Origin of the sequence: Azonexus sp. (assembly GCF_049652925.1) — a bacterium.
GTDB lineage: Bacteria > Pseudomonadota > Gammaproteobacteria > Burkholderiales > Rhodocyclaceae > Azonexus.
In genome coordinates, this window is sequence record NZ_JBASFI010000002.1 from 98,385 (window position 1) to 121,982 (window position 23,598).

The following is a 23,598-nucleotide window of genomic DNA, read 5'->3' on the forward strand; positions in this document are numbered from 1 at the left end:
GTACTGACGCACTGGTCGCGGATGCCTATCGTCCACTTCTCAGGCGTGTTTCCGGAAAGGCTACTCAATTTGAAAACCGGCAAGTCGCTCTTGGGAATTTTTCTCCAGTTGGGAAGAGGCATCAGGGATGCCGAATGGTCGGCCAACCAGTCTGCCGAAGAAGCGCCCCTGCGAGCCACCCTGTACAGCGCCGACCAGATGGCGCAGCACGGCAAGGCGCTGGCCGCTACGCACCGGCTCGCCGCCGGCACCGTCTCCGACCGCCTGCTCGACCGCTTGGCGGCCAACGAAAATACGCTGGTCGATGTCTGTCGCCGACTGACTTCCGTCGCTACCGAAAAGCGCCGGATCACACCGGCCGGTGAATGGCTGCTCGATAATTTCTATCTCATCGAGGAGCAGATCCGCACTGCCAAGCGCCATCTGCCCAAAGGCTACAGCCGCGAACTGCCGCGCCTGGCCAGTGGGCCATCGGTCGGGCATCCGCGCGTCTACGACATCGCCCTGGAAACCGTGGCGCACGGCGACGGACGGGTTGATCCGGAAACGCTGAGCCGCTTCGTCGCCGCCTATCAAACTGTCACCGACCTGCGTCTCGGCGAGTTGTGGGCGATCCCCATCATGCTGCGCCTGGCCGTCATCGAAAACCTGCGCCGGGTCGGTGTCAGCATCGCCGCCGGCTGGGAAGAACGCGGTCTGGCGGAACTCTGGGCGGACAGAATGATCGAGGCCGCCGAGCATGATCCGAAAAACCTGATCCTGACCATCGCCGACATGGCGCGCTCAAAACCGCCCATGGTCAGCGCCTTCGTTGCCGAACTGGCCCGCCGCCTGCAAGGCCGAGGCCCGGCGCTGGCCTTGCCACTGACCTGGATCGAGCAGCATCTGGCCGAGTCGGGCCTGACCATCGCCCAGATGGTGCAGACCGAGAACCAAATGCAGGCGGCCGATCAGGTTTCGATCAGCAACAGCATCGGCAGCCTGCGCATCATCGGCGCGATTGATTGGCAGACCTTCGTCGAAACCCAGAGCATCGTCGAGCAGACGCTGCTCGGCGACCCCTGTGGCGTTTATGGTGCGATGGATTTCGCGACGCGTGACCGCTATCGCCATGCCACCGAAGCGATTTCCCGCAAGAGCGATCTGTCCGAGGGGCTGCTTGCCGCCCGCGTCCTCGAACTGGCCCGCACAGCGCATGACGGGGCAGGCGGGCCGGGTGCGCACGTCGGTTATTACCTGATTGGCCCCGGTCTGGCGCAACTCGAAAGCGCTATCGAGGTTCGTCACACTTTCCCCGAAAGCGTACGCCGGGCGGCCGGGCGCATGCCGCTGACTATTTATCTGGGCGGCGTCACCATCATTGCCGGCCTGCTTGCCACCAGCCTGATCATGCGCGCCATGCCGGCCGGTTTGCCTTTGGCAGCGATGATCCTGCTCGGCCTGGTCGCGCTGCTGGCGACCAGCCAGTTGGCCGTGTCCCTGGTGAACTGGGCGGCCAGCCTGCTTGTCGCACCGCATCCGCTGCCGAAAATGGATTTCTCCAAAGGCATTCCGCCCACCTCGCGAACGCTGGTTGTCGTGCCGACCATGCTGACCAGCGCGGCCGGCATCGACAGCCTGATCGAGGCGCTGGAAGTCCGTTTTCTGGCCAACCGCGATCCCAGCCTGCACTTCGCGCTACTCACCGATTTTCTCGATGCCGGGCAGGAAACGCTGCCGGAAGACGCCGCCCTGATGCAGTTGGCGGCGCAAAAGATCGACGAACTGAATTTGAAATTCGGGCAAAAAACCGGGTTGACCGTAGCAAGCATTTTTTTCCTCTTCCACCGGCCGCGCCGCTGGAATCCGCAGGAACGCGTGTGGATGGGCTACGAACGCAAGCGCGGCAAGCTGGCTGATCTCAATGCGCTGCTCATGAACGGCACGCCCGACGGCTTTTCGCTGATCGCCGGCGACACCGCCGCGCTGGCCGGCACGCGCTACGTCATCACGCTCGACACCGACACCCAGTTGCCGCGCGACACGGCGCGCCAGTTCGTCGGCACCATGGCGCATCCACTCAATCGCCCCCGTTTTGACGAAACGCTGCAGCGCGTCGTCAGCGGTTACGGCATCCTGCAGCCGCGCGTCGCCGTCAGCCTGCCCGGCACCAACCGCTCGCTGCTCGCCCGGCTCTACGGCGGCGAACCGGGCATCGACCCCTACACCCGCGCCGTCTCCGACGTTTATCAGGATGTCTTCGGCGAAGGTTCGTTCATCGGCAAGGGTATCTACGACGTCGCCGCCTTCGAACGCGCCCTCGGTGGCTGTTTCCCCGAAAACCGTATCCTCAGCCACGACCTGCTCGAAGGCTGCTACGCCCGGGCCGGCCTGCTCAGCGACGTGCAACTCTACGAAGATTGCCCGGCCAGCTACCGGGCCGATGTCATGCGTCGCCATCGCTGGCTGCGTGGTGACTGGCAACTGGCCGACTGGCTGTTCGGCAAGGTGCCGGGCGAGGGCATGTGCCGGCATCGCAATCCGCTATCGACGCTGTCGCAGTGGAAACTTATCGACAACCTGCGGCGCAGTCTGGTCCCGGCGGCGCTCAGCATCCTGCTCGTGCTCGGCTGGACGGTGCTCGCCCCCGTCGCTTGGTGGACCCTTTCGATCCTTGGCATCCTGATCGTGCCGCCGATTTTTGCCGCCTTGCTCGACGCCAGCCGCAAGCCTGACGAAGTTCTGATCCGCCAGCATCTGGCCGCGGTGGCCGGTTCGGCCTGGCGCCATTTCCGCCAGCTTGGTTTCGAGCTGGCCTGTCTGCCCTACGAGGCCTGGTTCAGTCTCGATGCCATTGCCAGAACCTCCTGGCGCTTGCTCGTTTCGCATCGCCGCCTGCTCGAATGGAACCCGTCGAGCGAGGTCGAGCGCCAGATGGGCGGGCGCCGCCGTGGCGAACTGGTCGCCTGCCTGCGCAGCATGTGGATCGGCCCGCTGCTGGCCATCGGGCTGGGCAGCTGGCTGGTGTTCGCCAGCCAGGAAGAAATGCTCATCGCCGCGCCGGTCCTGCTGCTCTGGCTGACCTCGCCCTTCATTGCCTGGTGGCTGAGCCGCCCGCTGGCAACCTACAAGGCGCATCTGACGGCCGAGCAGGGTTTTTTCCTGCGCCGCATGGCGCGCCGCACCTGGGCCTTTTTCGACCATTTCGTCGGCCCGGACGACAACTGGCTGGCCCCGGACAATTATCAGGAATACCGCGTCGCCGCCATCGCCCACCGCACCTCGCCGACCAACATGGGCCTGGCCCTGCTGGCCAACCTGAGCGCCTGGGATTTCGGTTACATCACGACCGGCAGGCTGCTCGAACGGACGACCAACACGCTACGCACCATGATCGGTCTGGAACGTTATCGCGGCCATTTCTACAACTGGTACGACACCCAGACCCTGCAACCCTTGCCGCTGCTCTACGTGTCGACGGTCGACAGCGGCAACCTGGCCGGCCATCTGCTGACCTTGCGCGGCGGCCTGCTCGAACTGGCTGACGCCCCGATCTTGCAGCCGCGCTTGCTGGCCGGCCTCAACGACACGCTCGGCCTGCTTGCCGAGTCAGCGGACGACGCCGTGGCCGGCACGCTGGCCGCCTGGCGCAAGCAGCTTGATACGGCGATGCTGATTCCGCCGCCGACCGTTTCGGCCATGGCCCGCCTGCTGCGGCAATTGGGCGAGGGGGCTGACGAGTTGCTAAGCGAGGTTGAAGCCAGCCGCCCGGTGATCGACGAATCCCTGCCGGAAAACGAGGCAGCGGAATGGGCTCAGGCGCTGGTGAACAAACTGGCCGAGTCGCGGGCCGAACTCGAACATCTGGCTCCCTGGCTGAGTCTGCCGCCAGCGCCGGCCGGGCTGGAAGTATTTGCCCGGATCGCCAACGAAGCCGCCTTGCCGACGCTGCGCGGACTGGCCCGACTGGCCACCGAACGTTGCCCGGATATCGACACTCACCTGGCGATGGACTTGAACGCCGAGCAACGCAGCTGGCTGATCGAGCTGTCGCGCCGGATTGTCCTGGCCGGCAACGTCGCCACCCAGCGCATCGCCCTGATTGATTCCCTGGCCGAGCAATCCGGCGCACTGGCGCAGATGGACTACGACTTCCTCTTCGACAAGACCCGCCACTTGCTGACCATCGGCTACAACGTCGGCGAACGCCGGGTCGATACCAGTTACTACGATCTGCTCGCCTCCGAAGCCCGGCTGTGCAACTTCGTCGCCATCGCCCAGGGACAACTGCCGCAGGAAAGCTGGTTCTCGCTCGGCCGCCTGCTCACCGGCACCGGGGGCGAACCGGCCTTGCTGTCGTGGAGCGGCTCGATGTTCGAGTACTTGATGCCGATGCTGGTCATGCCCAATTACGAAAACACCTTGCTCGACCAGACCTGCAAGGCCGCCGTGGCGCGGCAGATCGAGTACGGCAAGCAGCGCGGCGTGCCGTGGGGCGTCTCCGAATCGGGCTACAACACGGTCGACCTGCATCTCAACTACCAGTACCGGGCTTTCGGCGTGCCGGGGCTGGGCCTCAAGCGCGGGCTGGCCGAGGATCTGGTCATCGCGCCCTATGCCTCGGCGCTGGCTCTCATGGTGGCGCCGGAAGCGGCCTGCCTCAACCTGCAGCGCCTGGCTGACGAAGGCTTTGTCGGCAAATACGGCTTCTTCGAGGCCATCGACTACACGCCGGCCCGCCAGCGGCGCGGCCAGTCGCATGTTGTCGTCCGTTCCTTCATGGCCCACCACCAGGGTATGAGTCTGCTGGCGCTCGATTACCTGCTGCTCAATCAGCCGATGCAGCGGCGTTTTGTCGCCGACCGCCTGTTCCAGGCCATCCTGCTCCTGCTGCAGGAACGCATTCCCAAGGCCACGACCTTGTTCTCGCACACGGCCGAGCTGGCCGATGCGCGTGCCGATTCGACCATCGACGAAACGCCGATCCGCGTCTTCACCACACCCGATACCCCCGTGCCGGAAGTCCAGTTGCTGTCGAACGGCCGCTACCACGTGATGGTGACCAATGCCGGCGGCGGCTACAGCCGCTGGAACGATCTGGCCGTCACCCGCTGGCGCGAAGACGGCACCCGCGACAATTGGGGCAGCTTCTGCTACATCCGCGAACTGGCCAGCGGCACCGTCTGGTCTACGGCCTACCAGCCGACGCTCAAGCGGCCCGATCATTATGAGGCGATCTTTTCCGAAGGCCGCGCCGAATTCCGCCGCCGTGATTCGCTCGACGGCGGGGAGGGCGAGTTCGAAACCTACACCGACATCGTTGTCTCACCCGAGGACGATATCGAGCTGCGGCGGACCCGAATCACCAACCGCTCACGCCAGCGCCGCGAAATCGAGGTGACCAGTTACGCCGAGGTGGTCGTCGCCCCGGCGGCGGCCGACGAACTCCATCCGGCCTTCAGCAACCTGTTCGTGCAGACGGAAATCCTGCATGGGGGCAATGCCGTGTTGTGCAGCCGGCGGCCGCGTTCGCTCACCGAGCGGGCGCCGTGGATGCTGCACCTGATGGCCGTCCATGATGCTGTTTCTAGTGCTGTGTCCGGCGAAACCGATCGTGCCCGCTTCATCGGCCGGACCCGTAGCGCCGCCCGGCCGCAGGCCATGGAAGAGCCCGGCAGGCTGTCCGGCAGCGATGGTTCGGTGCTCGAGCCGATCGTGGCCATTCGCCATCGCATCGTGCTCGAACCCGAGCAGTCGGTGACCATCGATGTGGTGACCGGCATCGCCGACAGCCGCGCCGCGGCGCTCGGCCTGGTCGAGAAATATCAGGACCGGCATCTCGCCGACCGCGTCTTCGAACTGACCTGGACGCACAGCCAGGTTGTGCTGCGCCAGCTCAATGCCACCGAAGCAGATGCCCAGCTTTATGCCCGTCTGGCCGGTTCGGTCATTCATGCCAATGCTTCGCTGCGGGCCGAAGCCTCAGTGCTCATGCGCAATCAGCGCGGGCAGTCGGGCCTCTGGGGTTATGCCATTTCCGGCGACCTGCCCATCGTTTTGCTGCAGATCGGCGATTCGGCCAATATCGACCTCGTTCGCCAACTGGTCCAGGCCCACGCCTACTGGCGCCTCAAGGGGCTGGTCGTTGATCTGGTGATCTGGAACGAGGACCACGCCGGCTACCGCCAGCGGCTGCAGGATCAGATCATGGGGCTCATCGCCTCGGGCATCGAGGCCAGCGTCATCGACCGGCCGGGCGGTATTTTCGTGCGGCTGGCCGAACAGATTTCAAGCGAGGACCGCATCCTGCTGCAAGCCGTGGCGCGCGCCGTGATCACCGATGGCCGTGGCACGCTGGCCGAACAGCTCGACCTGCGCAGCCCGCCCGAATCACGTGTGCCGCGTCTGGTGGTGAGTCGGCGCTATCGCCCCGAAGCGCCGCCGGCAGCAACCGTGAGTGGCCTTGATCTGCAGTTCTTCAACGGCCTGGGCGGCTTTGCCGCCAATGGCCGGGAGTACGTCATCACGCTGGCTGCCGGCCATGCGACGCCGGCCCCGTGGGCCAATGTGCTGGCCAACCCGCAGTTCGGCACGGTGATTTCGGAAAGCGGCAGCGCCTACACCTGGAGCGACAACGCCCACGAATTCCGCCTGACGCCGTGGCACAACGACCCGGTCAGCGATGGCGGCGGCGAAGCGATCTACCTGCGCGACGAGGAAACCGGCCATGTCTGGTCGCCGATGCCCTTGCCGGTGCGCGGCGCCATGCCTTACGTGGTCCGCCACGGTTTTGGCGTGACCAGCTTCGAAACCTCGGTCGGCGGCATTCGCTCGGAACTCAAGGTCTATGTCGCTATCGACGCGCCAGTCAAGTTCTCGGTTTTGAAATTGGCCAATATTTCCGGTCGACCGCGCAAGATCTCGGCAACCGGCTATGTCGAGTGGGTGCTCGGCGATTTGCGGGCCAAAACGGCCATGCATGTCACGACAGAGATTGCCGCTGGCAGCGGTGCACTGCTGGCACGAAATCCCTACAGCCCGGAGTTCGCGGGACGTGTCGCCTTCTTCGATGTCGATGAAACCAGCCGTACGCTGACCGGCGACCGCATCGAATTCATCGGCCGCAACGGTTCGCCGGGCGAGCCCTCGGCGCTCAAACGAGCCCGTCTTTCCGGCAAGGTCGGCGCCGGGCTCGACCCCTGCGGCGCCATCCAGATAGCGCTTGACCTGGCTGATGGCGAAGAACACGAGATTGCCTTCCGTCTCGGCGTTGGTCGAACGACGGATGACGCCAACCATTTGATCCAGCGCTTCCGTGGCCCGCTGGCAGCGCGCATGGCACTCGAGGCGGTTGAGGCGTATTGGGCACAGTCACTGGGCGCCGTGCAGGTCGAGACGCCCGACCCGGCGCTCGATCTGCTGGCCAATGGCTGGCTGGTCTATCAGACGCTGGCCTGCCGGGTCTGGGCGCGCAGCGGCTATTACCAGTCGGGAGGGGCCTTCGGCTTCCGCGACCAGTTGCAGGACATGATGGCGTTGGTTCATACCGAACCGGTGCTGGTCCGCGAACACCTCCTGCTCAGTGCCGGCCGCCAGTTTGCCGAGGGCGATGTCCAGCACTGGTGGCATCCGCCGGCCGGGCGCGGCGTTCGTACCCGCTGTTCGGACGACTATCTGTGGCTGCCGCTGGCCGTCTGCCGCTATGTGCAGACCACCGGCGACACCGGCGTGCTCGCTGAAAGCAGCAATTTCCTCGAAGGCCGCCCGGTCAATCCCGAGGACGACTCTTACTACGATCTGCCCATTCGTTCGGGCGAGGTCGCCAGCCTCTACGACCACTGCGTGCGCGCCATCCGCCATGGCCTGCGTTTCGGTGTGCACGGCCTGCCGCTCATCGGCTCCGGCGACTGGAACGACGGCATGAGCCGGGTCGGCATCGAGGGCCGGGGCGAGAGCGTCTGGCTCGGCTTCTTCCTGCATGAAGTGCTCCGGCAGTTCAGTGGCGTGGCGACCCGTCATGGCGACCCGGCATTTGCTGAACTCTGCCTCGGCGAGGCGGCACGGCTGCATCAGAACATCGAGGAAAAGGGCTGGGACGGTGCCTGGTATCGTCGCGCCTATTTCGACGACGGCACGCCGCTCGGCTCGAGTACCAGTCCGGAGTGCCGGATCGACTCGATTTCGCAGAGCTGGGCCGTGCTGTCCGGCGTGGCCAGTGCGTCACGTGGGCAGATGGCCATGCGGGCCGTCGACGAACAGCTTGTGCGCCGTCAGGCCGGGCTGATCCAGTTGCTCGACCCGCCCTTCGACAAATCGCGGCTCGACCCCGGCTACATCCGCGGTTACGTCCCGGGCGTGCGGGAAAACGGCGGCCAATACACCCACGCTGCGATCTGGGCAGCGATGGCCTTTGCCGCCAAGGGCGACCGCGAACGCGCCTGGGAACTGGCGGCGATGATCAACCCGATCAGCCACACCCATTCGGTGACAGCCATCGATACCTACAAGGCCGAGCCTTACGTGATGGCCGCCGATGTCTATGCGCTGGCCCCGCACACCGGTCGTGGCGGCTGGACCTGGTATACCGGTTCGGCTGGCTGGATGTACCGGCTACTCATTGAATCCCTGCTCGGCCTGCGGCTGGAAGGCAGCAAATTGCACCTGTCGCCTTGCCTGCCGGCGGATTGGCCTGGATTCAAGCTTCGCTACCGCTATCGGGCAACGGTCTATCGCATCACCGTCAATTCAAGCGTCAATGCCCGAGGCAGCGTCACTGTGGATGGCCTGGAACAAGCGGACAATGTGATTCAACTGGTCGACGACCTGGCCGAACATCAGGTCGTGATTGTCATCAACCAGGGCCTGCCTGGTTGATCGGCGGCGTGGTTGTCAGCCACTTGGCCAGCATGGCAAAAAGCAGTTCCGGTTCCACCGGCTTGGCGATGAAATCGTCCATGCCGGCTTCGCGGCAGCGTTGATTGTCGTCGTCAAAAGCGTTGGCCGTCATGGCCACAATCGGTGTCGTCAGGTGTTTTGTTTGTTGGCGGATGGCGCGGGTTGCCGCCAGGCCGTCCATGACCGGCATCTGCATGTCCATCAGGATGAGGTCGTAATCGTTCGCGGCCGCATTATCGACGGCCTGGGCGCCGTTGTCGGCTACCTCAACGTGCAGGCCAATCTCTTCCTGCAGCAGTGCCAGCGCCACTTCCTGAATGATGATGTCGTCTTCAACGAGCAGGATGCGCTTGTCGCGATGCTTTGTTTTGAGGATGTTTTCAGCGTCGGAATGCGACGGCTTTGTTTCAGCATGAGCCGTGACTGAACTGTCGATATGCCTTGGCAGGCTGATGGCGAAAGAAAAGGTACTGCCGCTGCCCAGTGTGCTGCTTACCCCGAGTTCACCGTTCATCAGTCGTACCAGGCGTCTTGAGATACTCAAACCAAGCCCGGTGCCACCGTATTGCCGGGTTGTCGAGGCATCGACCTGCTCGAATGGGGTGAAGACCCGAGTCAGGGCGTCGGCTGGAATGCCGCAACCAGTGTCCTTGACGGCGAAGCTGACCAGCATTTCCTGGTCGTTCACAGCATCCACGTTCGCCCTTAACTCGATCTGTCCGCGCTCGGTAAATTTGACGGCATTGCTCAACAGGTTGAGCAGGATTTGTTTAAGGTGCAAGGGGTCGCCGATCAACTGGTTTTCGCGCAGTGCCGGTGCCATGTCCAAGCGGAAGTCGAGATTCTTGTCCCTTATTTTGTCGACAACCAGGCTGCTGACTTCTGCCAGCAGCGTATCGAGCCTGAATGGTGTCTGCTCCAACGTGAGCTGTTCGGCATCAATTTTCGACAGATCGAGGATATCGTTGATGATCCCGAGCAGATGCCTGGCCGCGATGTTGATCTTGTCGAGCTGCACTTCCTGATCGGATTTCAGACCGGAGCGCCGCATCAGGTGCGCCATGCCGAGAATGGCGCTCAACGGCGTCCTGATTTCATGGCTCATGTTGGCGAGAAAAGTCGCTTTGGCTTGATTAGCCGCTTCGGCTGCAGTCTTGGCGGCAGCCAGTTCTTCCGTCCGTATGGCCAGAGCAGCCAGGGCTTCATCCGAGGCATGTTGTCGGCTCAGATCGATGACGACCAGGCGGCATTCCCGACCATCCTCATCGGCAACGCCCTCCATGAAAACATGGACGGGTGGGGATTCTGCCGGGCCGACCAGTTTCAGATTGCAGGATTCCAGTCGGCCCTGCAAGAAAACCCGCTCGATGAATTCCTTGTAGCCGTGCAGTGCTTCTTGCGCCACAAATCGTGACAGATGGCAGCGATCCAGTGGGATGGCCGGGCTACCCAGCAGCTTTCTGGCCATGGCATTCGATTTGGTAATGCAGCCGGTGCGATCCAGGGTCAAATAGGCAATGGGGGCAAGATCGTACAGTTCGGTCAGTTGCGCGAGGTTTCGGGATATTTCCGACTGAGCCTCGCGCAACAGCTGGTTTTGCATTTCCAGCTCGATCTGATGGACTTGAAGCTCATGCACCAGCCGCATCTGGTCGCCATGTGGCATGGCCGCTGGCTTGCCGCCCGGCGTGGCGTTGAGTTGGTCTTCTGCCCGGCGCCGTAATTCGGTCGGGGTAATCGATGGGGGTGGCGTCATGATCGATCCTTGGCGGTCAGGGCGGCATCGCTGGCTGACCTGGCTGCCCGAAGCTCGGCTTCGAGACGTTTTGCTTCGCTGATGTCGATGAGAGTAATGACTACACCATCGATCACGTTTTCCAGCGTCCGATAGGGCATGATCCGGACGATATACCAGGATCCATCCTTGCTGGTGATCGGCTTTTCGGAAATGGCCAGTGTTTGCAGCACATCCCGGGCATCGTTCTGCAAATCGAGGTAGTCGAGCTTATGGACGATATCGGCCAGCGGCCGTCCGATATCGCTCGGAATGAACTTGAATATCTTGGTCGCCTGGCTGGTGAAACGTCGGACATGCAGCCTGTTGTCGAGAAAAATCGTGGCGATGTCGGTGCTGTTGAGTAGGTTCTTCATGTCACTGCTGGCAGCCGACCATTCATCGACTTTTGACTGGAGTTCGGCGTTGACCGTCTGCAACTCTTCATTGAGGGACTGCATTTCCTCTTTGGAAGTGGTCAGCTCCTCGTTGGTCGACTGCAGCTCTTCGTTGGTCGATTGCAGCTCCTCGTTGGCCGATTTGAGTTCTTCGTGCGAGGTCTGCATCTCCTCGCGAATGCTCTGAACTTCTTCCCTTGCCTTGAGCAGGGCCTGTTCTAGTTCGGCAACCCGGAGGTCGGCAAGCTGCTTTCTCGAGCGCCGTTTGGGCTCCTGTTTTACCGCGACGACATCGGCGAAAACGATCATCACCATGCCGTGCAGAGCGGTCGGTTCTTCGATCGGGTAAACAGTCAGGTCAAGGCGTTGAGTTTCACCGCCATCCTCGATCGTCAGATCTTTGATGACCACTGCCTCGGCGCTACGCAGCGCTTTGGGCAGGGCGAGAATCAGTTCCTGGCGCAAGCCCTCGCGGGCCATGGCATGGATGTTCCAGTTGGCCTTGCCGGCTGCCGGCTCAAGATATTTCCCGGTCCGCCCATTGATGAAAAGGACGTCTCCTTCCGCGTTGGTCAGCACGGCGGCCGGCGAGAATTTCTGCAGTAGCAGTTGGTCGGCCAGGGTTTGCAGGTTGGCAGGTTGCATGGTCGGTGACGGCATCAGAATGGGGTTGGGGGAGTTGTCCAGATGGCGGGTCGGGAAGTCGACATCAATTGCTCTTTGTTTTGATTCTTCCCGGCGATAGACCCGTGCCTTGGCCTCAAGCGGGGAAAAGAGCTCGGTAAAGTTGCCGATGCTTTCGGCCGAACCGAGAAACAGCGTGCCGCCGGGTTTCAGGCTGTAGTGAAAGAGCGGCAACAAACGCTTTTGCAGGTCGGTGCCCAGATAAATCAGTACATTCCGGCAGGTCAGGATATCCAGCCGGGTAAAAGGCGGGTCCATCGTGACGTTGTGCGGCGCGAACACCACCATCTGGCGTATTTCCTGGCAGATCCGGAACCGGCCATTTTCTTCGACGAAAAACCGCGCCAGCCGCTCAGGGGAAACGTCGCCGGCAATACTGGACGGATAGCATCCCTGCCTCGCCTTGGCGATGGCATCGGGATCGAGGTCGGTGGCGAAAATCTGCAGGTCGATCCGGTTGGCCGGTTTGGCGAGGTCCATCGCCTCGCGGAAGATCATGGCCAGCGTGTAGGCTTCTTCGCCGCTTGAGCAGCCAGCCACCCAGGCGCGCAGCAGATTATCGTGCGTTTTGGCACGAATCATCCCGGGCAGCACTACTTCCTGCAGATAGGCCCAGGCAGCGGGGTCGCGGAAGAAACTGGTGACACCGATCAGCAATTCCTTGAAGAGCAGGTCGACTTCCTGTGGGTTGCTCTGGAGAAAAACGACGTAATCGGCGATTCCGCCCAGCCGATGAATGCCCATCCGGCGCTCGACCCGCCGATAGATCGTGCTTTTCTTGTATAGCGAGAAATCGTGACCGGTCTGGGCGCGCAGCAGGATGCAGATTTTCTCGAAGGCCGAACTCTTGGCGTCGCTATCTGGCTCGAGAAAGGGCTCCAGGGACGAAAGGCGAGGCGGGTGTTGCAGACGGTCGATAATCAGCCTCGCCAGATCGCCCGGCGGGGCGACGATATCCGCCAGGCGGGCATCAATCGCGCTGCGCGGCATGGCATCGAATTTGGCTGTGGCCGGGTCCTGTACGAGTGACAGGCCACCATGTTCGCTGATCGCCAGCAGGCCCCGAGTGCCATCCGAGCCCATGCCGGAAAGAATGATGCCGATGGCCCGTTCGCGCCGGTCGTCGGCCAGGCTGGACAAAAATGAGTTGATCGGCAAACGCAATCCTCGTGCCGCTACCGGATCGAGCAGGTAGAGCGTGTCGTGGAGGATCGAGAGATCCTTGTTGGGCGGGATGACATAAACACAGTCCGGTTTGATCTTCATCCGGTTGCCCGCCTGCTTGACCACCATCGCGGTGGTGCGTTGCAGGAGTTCCGGCAACATGCCGTGGCGGTTGGGGTCGAGGTGCTGGACGACGACAAAAGCCATGCCGCTATTGGGCGGCACGCCGCCGAGAAACTGCTCGAGTGCTTCCAGGCCGCCGGCTGACGCACCTATGCCGATGATCGGAAAGAACTGGTCATCAGCTACTGCGGAGGATGTGGGCTGGACGCGCTCGCGCTTCCCTTTGGACGGCATTGGCGGATCATACCCCCCAGACGACCGGCTCGCCGGCATTTGCGGCGCGTTCGAGCATGTCGACAAAGGGGGCGGCGCGTTGGGCAAGACTGACCGGCGGCTCGTCGTCAGCTTCGGTATTGCCCGGGCGGGAGGCGGGTTCCTGCGGCTTGGCCTTGTCAGCCACAATGGCTTTTTGCAGCGTCGCGATGGCTCCCGGCAACTGCTCGACGGTGATGATTCCGCGCGCGTCGTCCGGGCTCTTACAAAGCAGGGCAAGAATTTCCTTGGCGCTCTTTTCGTGCATGATCAGGTCGGCATTAGTGGCGGATTTGAAGGTAAAAAGCATGATGATCATTCCTTTGTGGTTGTGCCGTCGCTGTCGGTGACCCGACGCGATAGGTGCCTGGTGCTTGTCGCATTACCGGAGGTGTCGATGACCACCATCCGGCATTCGCGGCCGTCGGCATCCGGCACTGCCTCGACCTGGATGTTGGTTGCCGGGCGATGGGCGTTGGCAGCCAGCACGGATTCGCATTGCAGCTTTTTGCTCGAATGGAGAACATCGTCGACAAAGCGATTGAATGCCTCGGCATGATTGGGTTCGAGGAAGGCGGCAAAGCGATGCCGGCCTTTTTGGGAACCCTTGGTGCCGAGCAGTACGGCGCCGGCGAGATTCATGTCGATGATGACGCCGAGCGGATCGAGCGTTATATAGCCAACTGGCGCGAAGTCGTAGATGTCGGCATAACGTTCGCGCAGGTTGTCCGCTTCTTCATAGGAGTGGCGGAGCTCTTCGTTGCTCATTTCAAGTTCGATCTGATGCACTTGCAGTTCGTGCACCAGCTGGGCGTTGTCCCAGGCTGTTTTCGGTTCCGGATGCGGCGATTGCAGCAAGCGAGCCTCGGCACGATGGCGTACGTTGGCCGGATTTGGGCGAGGGCGGCTGGGGCCCCGGCCTTCGGATTGCAGGAGGAATATCCGGTCATATTCACTTTTGACAGCCGCGTAGCATTCGCATGACCGGGCTTCCAGACCGGGGCGGTCGAGGACGGTGATGTGGCCACGGCTGTACTCGATCAGGCCAGCTGCCTGGAGCTTTCCGGCGGCTTCGGTGATCGCTTCACGGCGCACGCCAAGCATGTTGGCGATGAGTTCCTGTGTCATGTTCAGTTGATTGCCGGGCAGCAGGTCGAGACTGAACAGCAGCCAGCGGCACAACTGCTGATCGACGGTATGGAATCGGTTGCAGACGATGCTTTGCGCCATCTGGGTCATCAGCGCCTGGGTGTAGCGCAGCGCAAGATGCTGCAACTCACCACCCTGGTCGAGTTCCCAGCGGACGACTTCGACCTTGAGCCGGTAGGCCGCGCCGGCACTCTGGACGACCACCCGGTGCGTCGTCGTATCGCCGCCCAGAACCAGCGGAATGCCGACCAGTCCATCTTTGCCGCTAATAGCCAGTTCTGCCGTACCGCCTTTTTTGGTGGTAAAGATCAGGGAAACGATGCAGGTAATCGGGAAGTAGATGTAGCCAAGCGTATCGCCGGATTCATAGAGAACCTGGCCAAGTTCCAGATGGACGAGTTCAAGGTCATCCTGCAGGCGAGAGTAGTCATTGGTGGCCAGTGAGCCAAGAATGCGGTTCTGTTTCGGGCTATATGTCAATTCGGATGGCATCGCGCCTCCATTTGTATCCGCTGGGTATTTCTCGGAAGTTTGACGACACATTGATGGGTGTCCTTCAGTGTCAGGGTTATTAGCGTTTCGTCTAACTTACTGCTGGCTGCATTTGGCGCCAGTCATTTATAAAACCCCAATCCAATCTGCATGGTACAGAACAAAACGAAAACGATATGTGCGCTCGCCAACATACTGGAAAATGATTTTCGGCTAGTCTGAACAGTGCACCATTGACTACAAGGAGAACGACCATGGGCAAGGAAAAGCACGGAACGAAGGAAGGCAAGAAGCCTGCTGTTTTGACCCACAAGGAAAAGAAGGTGGCCAAGCAAGTCAAGAAACAGGAGAAGGCGGCACCTCATCCGTTAATTCCTCGCTGAGTTTGGGCATCGCTGTGGAATAAATCCGCATCTAGACATTGGCGATCCGCTGCAGGCGCTGCTGGCCAGGGGCTTGCGTTTGCGGTCGAACCAGTGCTTCATGCGCCAAAGCATTGCTCCGGCGGGCTGAGTCGGGAGATACATCCCCTTTGGGGCGGCTGGTTTGAGCGGCTTTTCTGTCGAATTCGCCATGCGAATTGCTGTGTCAGAGTGTTCTGTCGCCGATACCGGCAGGAATGGCGGTATTCCATGGAATGGATATGCACGGCGTGGGGCAGATATACAAATGAAAAGCCCCGCCGGAGCGGGGCTTTGGTACTTCATGATCTGTCATGAAGTGTATGTCTGGTGCGTCCTGACGGGCTCGAACCGCCGACATTCTGCGTGTAAGGCAGACGCTCTACCAACTGAGCTAAGAACGCTGGGGCGCGCATTATAACGAATAAAGTTAATGGCGTCAGTGTTCCGGACGCGGGCAATGGGTTGATCAACAATTTTTATTGTTATCAAGCCATATTTTCGGTTTCGGTTGATGACGCGAAGCCAGCTGGCCGTTCTCGCCGGCGTGCAGAAATCCTTGCGCAGTGAGAGAACTTCATGGTTTGTTGGTAATCTACGAACCAATGCCTGCGAATTCTCCAGTTCAATTTACCTTGCCCGCCCTGGCCGGCTTGAAACTCTCCGAATTGATCTCGGCGCTCAGTCACGCGCTCGACATTACCGAAGGCCAGCCGGAAGGCCACTGCGTGCGTTGCTGCTGGATCGGCATGCACGTCGGCCGTCGGCTCGGGCTGGGCGACGACGATCTATGGAATCTCTACTACACCCTGCTGCTCAAGGATCTGGGCTGCAGCAGCAACGCGGCGCGCATCTGCGAGCTGTATCTGACCGACGACCTGAGCTTCAAGCGCGATTTCAAGAAGGTCGGCGACAGCCTGCCCAGAGTGCTCCAGTTCGTGCTCAGCCATACCGGGCTGAGGGCGCCGCTGGCCGAGCGTTTTCGCAGCGTCATGACAATCATGCGCGACGGCGAACAGATCGCTACCGAGTTGATCGCCACCCGCTGCCAGCGTGGCGCCGAAATTGCCCGCCTGCTGCGCTTTCCCGAGAGCGTGTCGGCCGGCATCTACAGTCTCGACGAGCATTTCAACGGTCAGGGCAAGCCGCATGGCCTGGCCGGTGAGGCGATTCCGCTCTATTCGCGGATTGCGCTGCTGGCTCAGGTCGTTGATGTGTTTCATACGTCAGGCGGCCCGCAGGCGGCTTTCGACGAGGTCCGGCAGCGCGCGGGTGGCTGGTTCGATCCCGCTCTGGTTGAGGCATTCGAGCAATTGGAGGGGGACGACGCCTTCTGGAAAATACTGGCTTCGCCCGACGTCATGACGTCGGTGCTGGCGCTTGAGCCGGCCGGGCATGTCGTGGCGCTCGATGATGATTATCTCGACGACATCGCCGCCGCCTTCGGCCAGGTGGTCGACTCGAAGAGTCCCTACACCAGCGGTCACAGTTCGCGCGTTGCGCTCTACGCCGACCTGATCGCCGAAACGCTCGGTCTGGCGGCGGACCGTCGGCGCTGGCTGAAACGCGGCGCGCTGCTCCACGATGTCGGCAAGCTCGGCGTCAGCAACAGCGTGCTCGACAAGCCCGGCAAGCTCGATGACGAAGAATGGGAGGCGGTCAAGGCGCACGCGATGTACACCGAAACAATCCTCTCGCGCATCGACGCCTTTACCGAGCTGGCGCAGGTGTCGGCCGCCCACCACGAACGCTTCGACGGCAAGGGCTACCCGCGCGGGGTGACTGCGAAAGATATCTGCCTCGAAACGCGGATCATCACGACGGCCGATATTTTCGACGCGATCACCGCCGAACGCCCGTATCGCGGCGCTGTGCCGATTCCCAAGACGCTGGAAATCATGGCCGAGAATGTCGGCACGGCTATCGATGCGAAATGTTTTGACGCGCTGAAACAGGCACTTGCCCGCCTGCCGGGCTGATTCCCCCGTAAAATACGCCCTTTGTTTGCCGGCCTGTCCGGATAAGGTTTCCATCGCATGACTATTCAGCAAAAAGTGCCGACCGTCGGCTTCGTTTCCCTCGGCTGCCCGAAGGCTTCTTCCGATGCCGAGCGCATCCTGACCAAGCTGCGCGCCGAAGGCTACGAGATTTCGCCGAGCTACGACAATTCGGACCTCGTCATCGTCAATACCTGCGGCTTCATCGATGCCGCGGTTGAAGAGTCGCTCGACGCCATCGGCGAGGCGCTCAGCGAAAACGGCAAGGTCATCGTCACCGGCTGCCTCGGCGCCAAGGGCGACATCGTGCAATCAACGCACCCATCGGTTCTTGCCGTGACCGGCCCGCATGCCGCCGACGAGGTGATGAGCTACGTCCATGCCCATCTGCCGAAACCGCACGACCCGTATTCCGATCTCGTGCCGCCGCAGGGCGTGCGCCTGACGCCGGATCACTTTGCCTATTTGAAGATTTCCGAAGGCTGCAACCATAGCTGCACCTTCTGCATCATCCCGTCGCTGCGCGGCCCGCTCGTTTCGCGGCCAGTTGGTGATGTGCTGGCCGAAGCCGAAAACCTGGCCCGCGCCGGGGTGAAGGAAATCCTGGTCATTTCACAGGACACCTCGGCCTACGGCGTCGACCTCAAATACCGCACCGCCTTCTGGGGCGGCAAGCCGGTCAAGAGCCGCCTGAAAGAGCTGTGCGAGGCACTGGCCAGCTTCGGCATCTGGGTCCGCCTGCATTACGTTTACCCCTACCCGTCGGTTGATGACGTCATCCCGCTGATGGCTGAAGGTAAGATCCTGCCTTACCTCGACGTGCCCTTCCAGCACGCCAGTCCGACCATCCTCAAGGCAATGAAGCGCCCGGCCTCGGCCGAGAACACGCTGGAACGCATCGCCAAATGGCGCGACATCTGCCCGGAAATCGTCATCCGGTCGACCTTCATCACCGGCTTCCCCGGTGAGACCGACGAGGATTTCGACCAACTCATCCAGTTCCTCGAAGACGCCAAGCTCGACCGCGTCGGCGCATTCGCCTACTCGCCGGTCGAAGGCGCCAAGGCCAACGAACTTGAAGGCCTGCCGCCGGAAGATGTGCGCGAAGACCGTCGGCGCTGGCTGATGCAGGTTCAGGAAGATATTTCTGCCGCCAAGCTCGAAGCCAAGATCGACACGGTCATTCAGGTGCTGGTCGATGCCGTCGACGAGGAAGGCACGATTGCCCGTTCCAAGGCCGACGCGCCGGAAATCGATGGCGTGGTCTACATCGACGGTCATTTCGATGCCCAGCCGGGCGATTTCATCCAGGTGAAGGTCATCGACGCCGACCACCACGACTTGTACGCCCAGCCGGTCGGTCCGGGCTAATCTGCCGTGGCCAGGCCGCGTCTCGGCATCGCTCTCGGCTCCGGCTCGGCGCGCGGCTGGGCGCATATCGGCGTGTTGCGCGCCCTGCGGGAGGCCGGCATTGAGCCTGATGTCGTCTGCGGCACCTCGATCGGTGCCTTTGTCGGCGCCGCCTATGCTTCCGGTGATCTTGACAAGCTCGAAGCCTGGGCGGGCGGACTCAGTCGGAGCGACGTACTCCGCTTCTTCGATGTCAGCCTGACTGGCGGTCTGATCAAGGGCGCAAAGCTGCTTGATTTTGCTGCGGTCTCCTTCCTCGAAAATTCCTTTGCTGATCTCGACCGGCCTTTCGCCTGCGTCGCCACCGATCTGGCGACGGGCCGCGAGGTCTGGTTACGCGACGGATCTGTTGTCGATGCGGTACGTGCCTCAATCGCGCTGCCCGGCCTGTTTTCACCGCAATTACTCGACGGGCGTTTTCTGGTCGATGGTGGCCTGGTCAATCCGGTCCCCGTTTCGCTGTGCCGGGTGCTCGATGCAGAAGTCGTCATCGCCGTCGATCTTGGCATGGACATCCTGACCACGCTGCAGCGGCGCAACGGCAAGCCGGTCATGGCCAGCGGGGGGTGGCGCAATGCCGTCGGTCGCTGGTTTGGTGGTGGTGAGGAGAGGCCGGTTCAGCCTTCGCTGGCCGATGTGGTGAGCAACAGTATCGCCATCATGCAGGGCCGCATCTCGCGTTCGCGCCTGGCCGGAGAACCGGCTGACGTGCTCATCACGCCGCGTCTCGGCCAACTCAACCTGCTCGACTACCATCGTGCAGGCGAAGCCATTGCCGCCGGGCGCAAGGCCACCGAGCACATGCTGCCACTGTTGCATTCGCTGCTCGATTAATACCCAATGAATACTTCCCTGATCGATCAACTCGCCGCCCTCGTCGGCCCGGCCCAGGTGCTCTCCGACCCGGCCGACATCGCGCCCTTCGTCACCGACTGGCGCGGCCGTTACCGCGGCGCGGCGCAATGCGTTGTCCGCCCTGGCAACACCGCCGAGGTGGCTGCGGTCGTCAAGATCTGCGTCGAGGCTGGCGTGGCGATCGTGCCGCAGGGCGGCAATACCAGTCTGTGCGGTGCGGCAACGCCTGATGACTCGGGCGGTGCGGTAGTCGTCAGCTTGAGCCGCCTGAACCGCATTCTTACGGTCGACCGGAAAAACAGCACGATTTCAGTAGAGGCCGGCTGCACGCTGGCTGCCGTTCAGGAGGCCGCCAGCGCCGCCGACCGGCTTTTCCCGCTGGCCCTGGCGTCGGAAGGGACGTGCCAGATCGGTGGCAATCTGTCGACCAATGCTGGCGGTGTGCAGGTTTTGCGCTACGGCAACACGCGCGAACTGACGCTCGGTCTCGAAGTGGTTCTGGCCAATGGCGACATCTGGAACGGTATGCGCGGCCTGCGCAAGGACAATACCGGTTACGACCTCAAACAACTGTTCATCGGCGCCGAGGGCACGCTGGGCATCATTACCGGCGCCGTGCTCAAGCTTTTTCCGCTGCCCAAAAGGCAGGTTACCTGCTGGCTCAATGTCGCTTCACCGGCTGCGGCGGTCGACCTGCTGAATCTGGCCAAAACCGCTTTTGATGCCCAACTGACGGCCTTCGAGCTGGTTTCTGAAACCTCTCTCGGATTGGTCCTCAAGAACATTCCCGATACCTTGCTGCCAACCGACGAATCGCCATGGTACGTGCTGGCCGAGTTCTCCGAGGCCGATCCGTCTGCCGTCGAAGCCTGGCTGGCCGGGCGCCTGGAAGCTGGCGAAGTCAGCGACGGCGTCGTGGCGCAATCGGAAACGCAGGCGAAAAAGCTGTGGGCGCTGCGCGAGAATATTTCCGAAGCGCAGAAGATCGAAGGCATCAGCATCAAGCACGATGTTTCGGTGCCGGTTTCCCGGATTCCCCAGTTCCTGGCGACGGCCGATGCGGCGCTGGCCAAGGCCTTTCCTGGTGTACGCGTCGTTGCCTTCGGCCACGTTGGCGATGGCAACCTGCATTACAACCTGTCGCAAGCCAACGCCGGCGACAACGCCAACTTCCTGGCCTGCGAGCCCGAGGTTCACCGCATCGTTCATGATGCGGTTCATGCGTTGAACGGTTCGATTTCGGCCGAGCATGGCATTGGCCAGTTGAAGCGCCAGGAAATCCTGCGCTACAAGAGCCCTGTCGAAATGGCGCTGATGCGTTCGCTCAAGCAGGCGCTCGATCCGCGCGGTTTGCTCAATCCCGGCAAGGTGCTCTGAGACCGGCCCGGGCCGGCGCGTTCGGGGTTCCGCCTAGGTGTGCCCGGCCTCAGGGTCGGGGGCTTCGAAAGCCAGCGTAAAGCGGAAGGTGCAGCCCCGGCCGAGCTCGGTTTCGATGTCCAGTTTGCCGCCCATCAGTTCGACCAGCTTGCGGGCGATCGGCAAGCCGACGCCGATGCCACCGTGCTTGCGAATGGTCGAACCGTCGCCCTGAACGAGCAGTCCACTGATCATTCGAAGTTCTTCCGCTGTCATGCCGGGGCCGGTATCGACGACCGAGAATTCGATTTTAACGGTTTTGCCCTGACGCTCGAGCAGCTTCGCCGCAATGTCGACGTTGCCCTGATTGGTGAATTTGATGGCATTGCCGGCCAGATGACCGAAAATCTGGTGCAGGCGGTCAGGGTCGCCGATCAAGATTTCAGGCAGTGCCGGATCGGAATGCAGCGACAGGGTGAGGTTTTTGGCCGCTGCCGCTTTCTGCTGGCCGGAGAGCAGGCTTTCGAACATGCTGCCGACGGCAAACGAGGCGTGTTTGATCTGGACATGGCCGGCTTCGAGCGCCGACAACTTGATCAGGTGATTGATCAGTTGCATGAGCTGGTCGGCCGAATGTCGCTGGTGGTGCAGCAATTCCTGTTGCTCCGGGGTCAGGGCCTCGAGGGCCAGCAAATCGCCCATGCCGATGATGCCGTTCATCGGCGTACGCAGTTCATGGCTGATATTGGCCAGGAATTCGGTCTTGGCGCGGTTTGAACGTTCGGCGACATCCCGGGCGTGGGCCAGTTCTGTCAGCAGGCCGTCTTTTTCGTGTTCAAGCCGGAAGGTTTCCTGCAGGGCGCTGTGAAAGAAATCGGCACTGCGAGTTACCGCCAGCAGGAGGATCAACGACATGGCGGTGAAGGCGATATGCAACGGGTCGTTGCCGAGCGTTCCGAAAGCGACGGCGAGGGCCACGGGAATCGCGTAGCAGCGGAAGATAAGGCGGTCGGCCGCCAGGATGGGTACGGCACCGGCGACCATGCCGGACATCACCAGGCCGGTCAGCAGTTGCAGGTGAGTATTGCCTTGGGACATGAGCAGCAGGGCGCCGCTGGCCCAAACGAGACCGGCGCCGGTTCCGCTCCACAGGGCCCGCTGGCGCCACCAGCTGGCGTTTTTCAAGCGTAGTGCCGGGTCTGTGCGGCGGTAGCTGATGGCCTGGCTGAGGCGCAAGGCGGCGATCACAATGGCGGCCAGCCACCAGCCGTAAAAGGCTGAATTGTCCACCAGCGAAATGGCGACCCAGGTCAGGATCGTCGAGTTGACGACCGAAACAACCTGCCCGAGCCGAACATTTCGATAGAGTAGCTCGACCCTTCGGCCAAGGACGAAGGTTTCAGTCGGCAGGTTCAATGTAGTGCCTTGCCTTCGCTGATGGCAAACAGCGCGGCGACATCGTCGGCGCTGAAGTGGTAGTCGCGGTTGCAGATGTCGTCGCGAATGACGATTTCTCCGTGCTCGGCGAGGATCGTCTCGGCATCGGCATGGCCCAGACTGCGGATCATGTCGGCGACCTTGTTGCGGTCCTCCGGGCAGTGGTAGGCCACCGGGCGCGGGTCGTAGAGGCGGATGCCGTGTTCGCTCATGTCTTCGTGGAAGAGGCGGCCGAGCAGGCTTGCAGTGTCGAGTTCGAGCAACTCGGCCGGCTTGACCGTGGCGGCCAGCTGGGTGATGCGCTGCCAGCCATCCTGGTCGTGGTGGTCGGCCTCGGGCAGCTTTTGCAGGAACAGGCAGGCCGCAGCCTCCGGGCTGCAGGCAGCAAACAGGCGCGACGGTTGTTGTTCGGATTGTTCGAGGTAATGCTCAAAGATCGCCGCGATGCTTTCGCCTACCATGGGCACGAAGCTTTGATAGGGCTGGCGGGCTTCCGGCATGTCGAGGCTCATCATGAGTTGGCCACCCTGGTGGGCGCCGAGCAGTTCCGGCACCGGCGCCGCCAGCACGACCGGGTTGCTGCGCGCCATGCCGCGCATCTGCAGCAGTTCGTTGCAGTCCATGACCAGCAACTGGATGGCCCCATTGCCGCGCAACTGCAGGGTCAGGCGGCCGGGCTGCTTGAGCTGGCCGGCAATCAGGGCGGTCACGGCAGCCGTTTCGCCGAGCAACTGGGCGACGGTCGGCTGATAGTCGCGGCCGGCCTGCATCTGTTGCCAGGCGTCGCCGAGATGAACGACGGCGCCGCGAATGTCGAGGCCTTCAAAGATGAAGCGCTGGACGTAACTGCCGCTCACTTCAGCTTTTCCGCATAGTTTTCCGGCGCGAAGCCGACGATGAGCTGGGTACCGGTGTCGAGCACCGGGCGCTTGATCAGGCTCGGGTATTGCGCCATCAATTTGAGGGCTTTTTGCTCGTCGACCGCAGAACGTTCCTCGTCGCTGAGTTTCCTCCACATCAGGCCGCGCGTGTTGAGCAACTTCTCCCAGCCGGCCCGGGCGTTCCAGTCCGGCAGCTTGGCCTCGGCGACGCCGACCTTCTTGTAGTCGATGAATTCGTAGGCGACACCGTTTTCAGTCAGCCAGTTCATGGCCTTCTTCATGGTGTCGCAGTTCTTGATGCCGTAAACCTTGGTCATGACTGCGTATGTTCGTTGCGGAGAGCGAATCATA

At 62.0% G+C, this 23,598-nt stretch carries 13 protein-coding genes and 1 tRNA gene; 6 read left to right on the forward strand and 8 right to left on the reverse strand.

What is annotated here, in order from left to right; translation table 11 throughout:
• Positions 1 to 90: 90 nt before the first annotated feature.
• A complete protein-coding gene (locus tag WBK19_RS00695) occupies positions 91 to 8,853 on the forward strand; it encodes a glycoside hydrolase family 94 protein (RefSeq protein ID WP_511286002.1) in 8,763 nt (2,920 codons plus the stop codon).
• Here WBK19_RS00695 and WBK19_RS00700 read toward each other — a convergent pair.
• From WBK19_RS00700 to WBK19_RS00715, 4 genes are read right to left on the reverse strand one after another with little or no spacing between them, the layout of a single operon-like run.
• Positions 8,831 to 10,630 (reverse strand): ATP-binding protein, encoded by a 1,800-nt coding sequence (locus tag WBK19_RS00700; RefSeq protein ID WP_511286004.1) that lies wholly within the window; start codon positions 10,628 to 10,630, stop codon positions 8,831 to 8,833. The genes WBK19_RS00695 and WBK19_RS00700 overlap by 23 nt on opposite strands.
• The gene (locus WBK19_RS00705) at positions 10,627 to 13,251 is read right to left on the reverse strand and encodes a chemotaxis protein CheB (RefSeq protein ID WP_511286006.1); all 2,625 of its coding nucleotides are present in this window, start codon (positions 13,249 to 13,251) and stop codon (positions 10,627 to 10,629) included. The genes WBK19_RS00700 and WBK19_RS00705 overlap by 4 nt, the downstream gene beginning before the upstream one ends.
• A 7-nt stretch (positions 13,252 to 13,258) precedes the next feature.
• Positions 13,259 to 13,579: a DUF1840 domain-containing protein gene (locus tag WBK19_RS00710; RefSeq protein WP_511286008.1), complete on the reverse strand. Its 321-nt coding sequence runs from the start codon at positions 13,577 to 13,579 to the stop codon at positions 13,259 to 13,261.
• Positions 13,580 to 13,584: 5 nt separating this feature from the next.
• Positions 13,585 to 14,910: a helix-turn-helix domain-containing protein gene (locus WBK19_RS00715; protein WP_511286010.1), complete on the reverse strand. Its 1,326-nt coding sequence runs from the start codon at positions 14,908 to 14,910 to the stop codon at positions 13,585 to 13,587.
• A 254-nt stretch (positions 14,911 to 15,164) separates the two neighbouring features.
• Here WBK19_RS00715 and WBK19_RS00720 point away from each other — a divergent pair, with 254 nt between their 5' ends.
• Entirely contained in the window at positions 15,165 to 15,293 is a 129-nt protein-coding gene (locus WBK19_RS00720; protein ID WP_511275513.1) for a hypothetical protein, read from the forward strand.
• 346 nt (positions 15,294 to 15,639) lie between these two features.
• Here WBK19_RS00720 and WBK19_RS00725 read toward each other — a convergent pair.
• Positions 15,640 to 15,715: transfer RNA gene (locus tag WBK19_RS00725), tRNA-Val, on the reverse strand.
• A gap of 201 nt (positions 15,716 to 15,916) precedes the next feature.
• Here WBK19_RS00725 and WBK19_RS00730 point away from each other — a divergent pair.
• From WBK19_RS00730 to WBK19_RS00745, 4 genes are read left to right on the forward strand one after another with little or no spacing between them, the layout of a single operon-like run.
• A complete protein-coding gene (locus tag WBK19_RS00730) occupies positions 15,917 to 17,290 on the forward strand; it encodes an HD-GYP domain-containing protein (protein ID WP_511286012.1) in 1,374 nt (457 codons plus the stop codon).
• Between the two features lie 57 nt (positions 17,291 to 17,347).
• Entirely contained in the window at positions 17,348 to 18,679 is a 1,332-nt protein-coding gene (gene rimO, locus WBK19_RS00735; RefSeq protein ID WP_511286014.1) for a 30S ribosomal protein S12 methylthiotransferase RimO, read from the forward strand.
• Positions 18,680 to 18,685: 6 nt separating this feature from the next.
• Positions 18,686 to 19,552 (forward strand): patatin-like phospholipase family protein, encoded by an 867-nt coding sequence (locus WBK19_RS00740; RefSeq protein ID WP_511286016.1) that lies wholly within the window; start codon positions 18,686 to 18,688, stop codon positions 19,550 to 19,552.
• Between the two features lie 6 nt (positions 19,553 to 19,558).
• Complete coding sequence (locus tag WBK19_RS00745; RefSeq protein WP_511286018.1) at positions 19,559 to 20,950, forward strand: FAD-binding oxidoreductase; 1,392 nt, start codon at positions 19,559 to 19,561, stop codon at positions 20,948 to 20,950.
• 33 nt (positions 20,951 to 20,983) lie between these two features.
• Here the strand turns inward: WBK19_RS00745 and WBK19_RS00750 are convergent, their stop codons facing one another.
• Genes WBK19_RS00750 through WBK19_RS00760 form a run of 3 tightly spaced genes read right to left on the reverse strand, consistent with a single transcriptional unit; the run spans position 20,984 to position 23,564 of the window.
• Entirely contained in the window at positions 20,984 to 22,345 is a 1,362-nt protein-coding gene (locus tag WBK19_RS00750; protein WP_511286020.1) for a sensor histidine kinase, read from the reverse strand.
• Positions 22,342 to 23,223, reverse strand: a complete 882-nt coding sequence (hslO, locus tag WBK19_RS00755) for an Hsp33 family molecular chaperone HslO (RefSeq protein WP_511286022.1) — start codon at positions 23,221 to 23,223, stop codon at positions 22,342 to 22,344. Before hslO ends, WBK19_RS00750 begins: the two co-directional genes overlap by 4 nt.
• Entirely contained in the window at positions 23,220 to 23,564 is a 345-nt protein-coding gene (locus tag WBK19_RS00760) for an arsenate reductase (RefSeq protein WP_511286024.1), read from the reverse strand. Before WBK19_RS00760 ends, hslO begins: the two co-directional genes overlap by 4 nt.
• Positions 23,565 to 23,598: the final 34 nt, after the last annotated feature.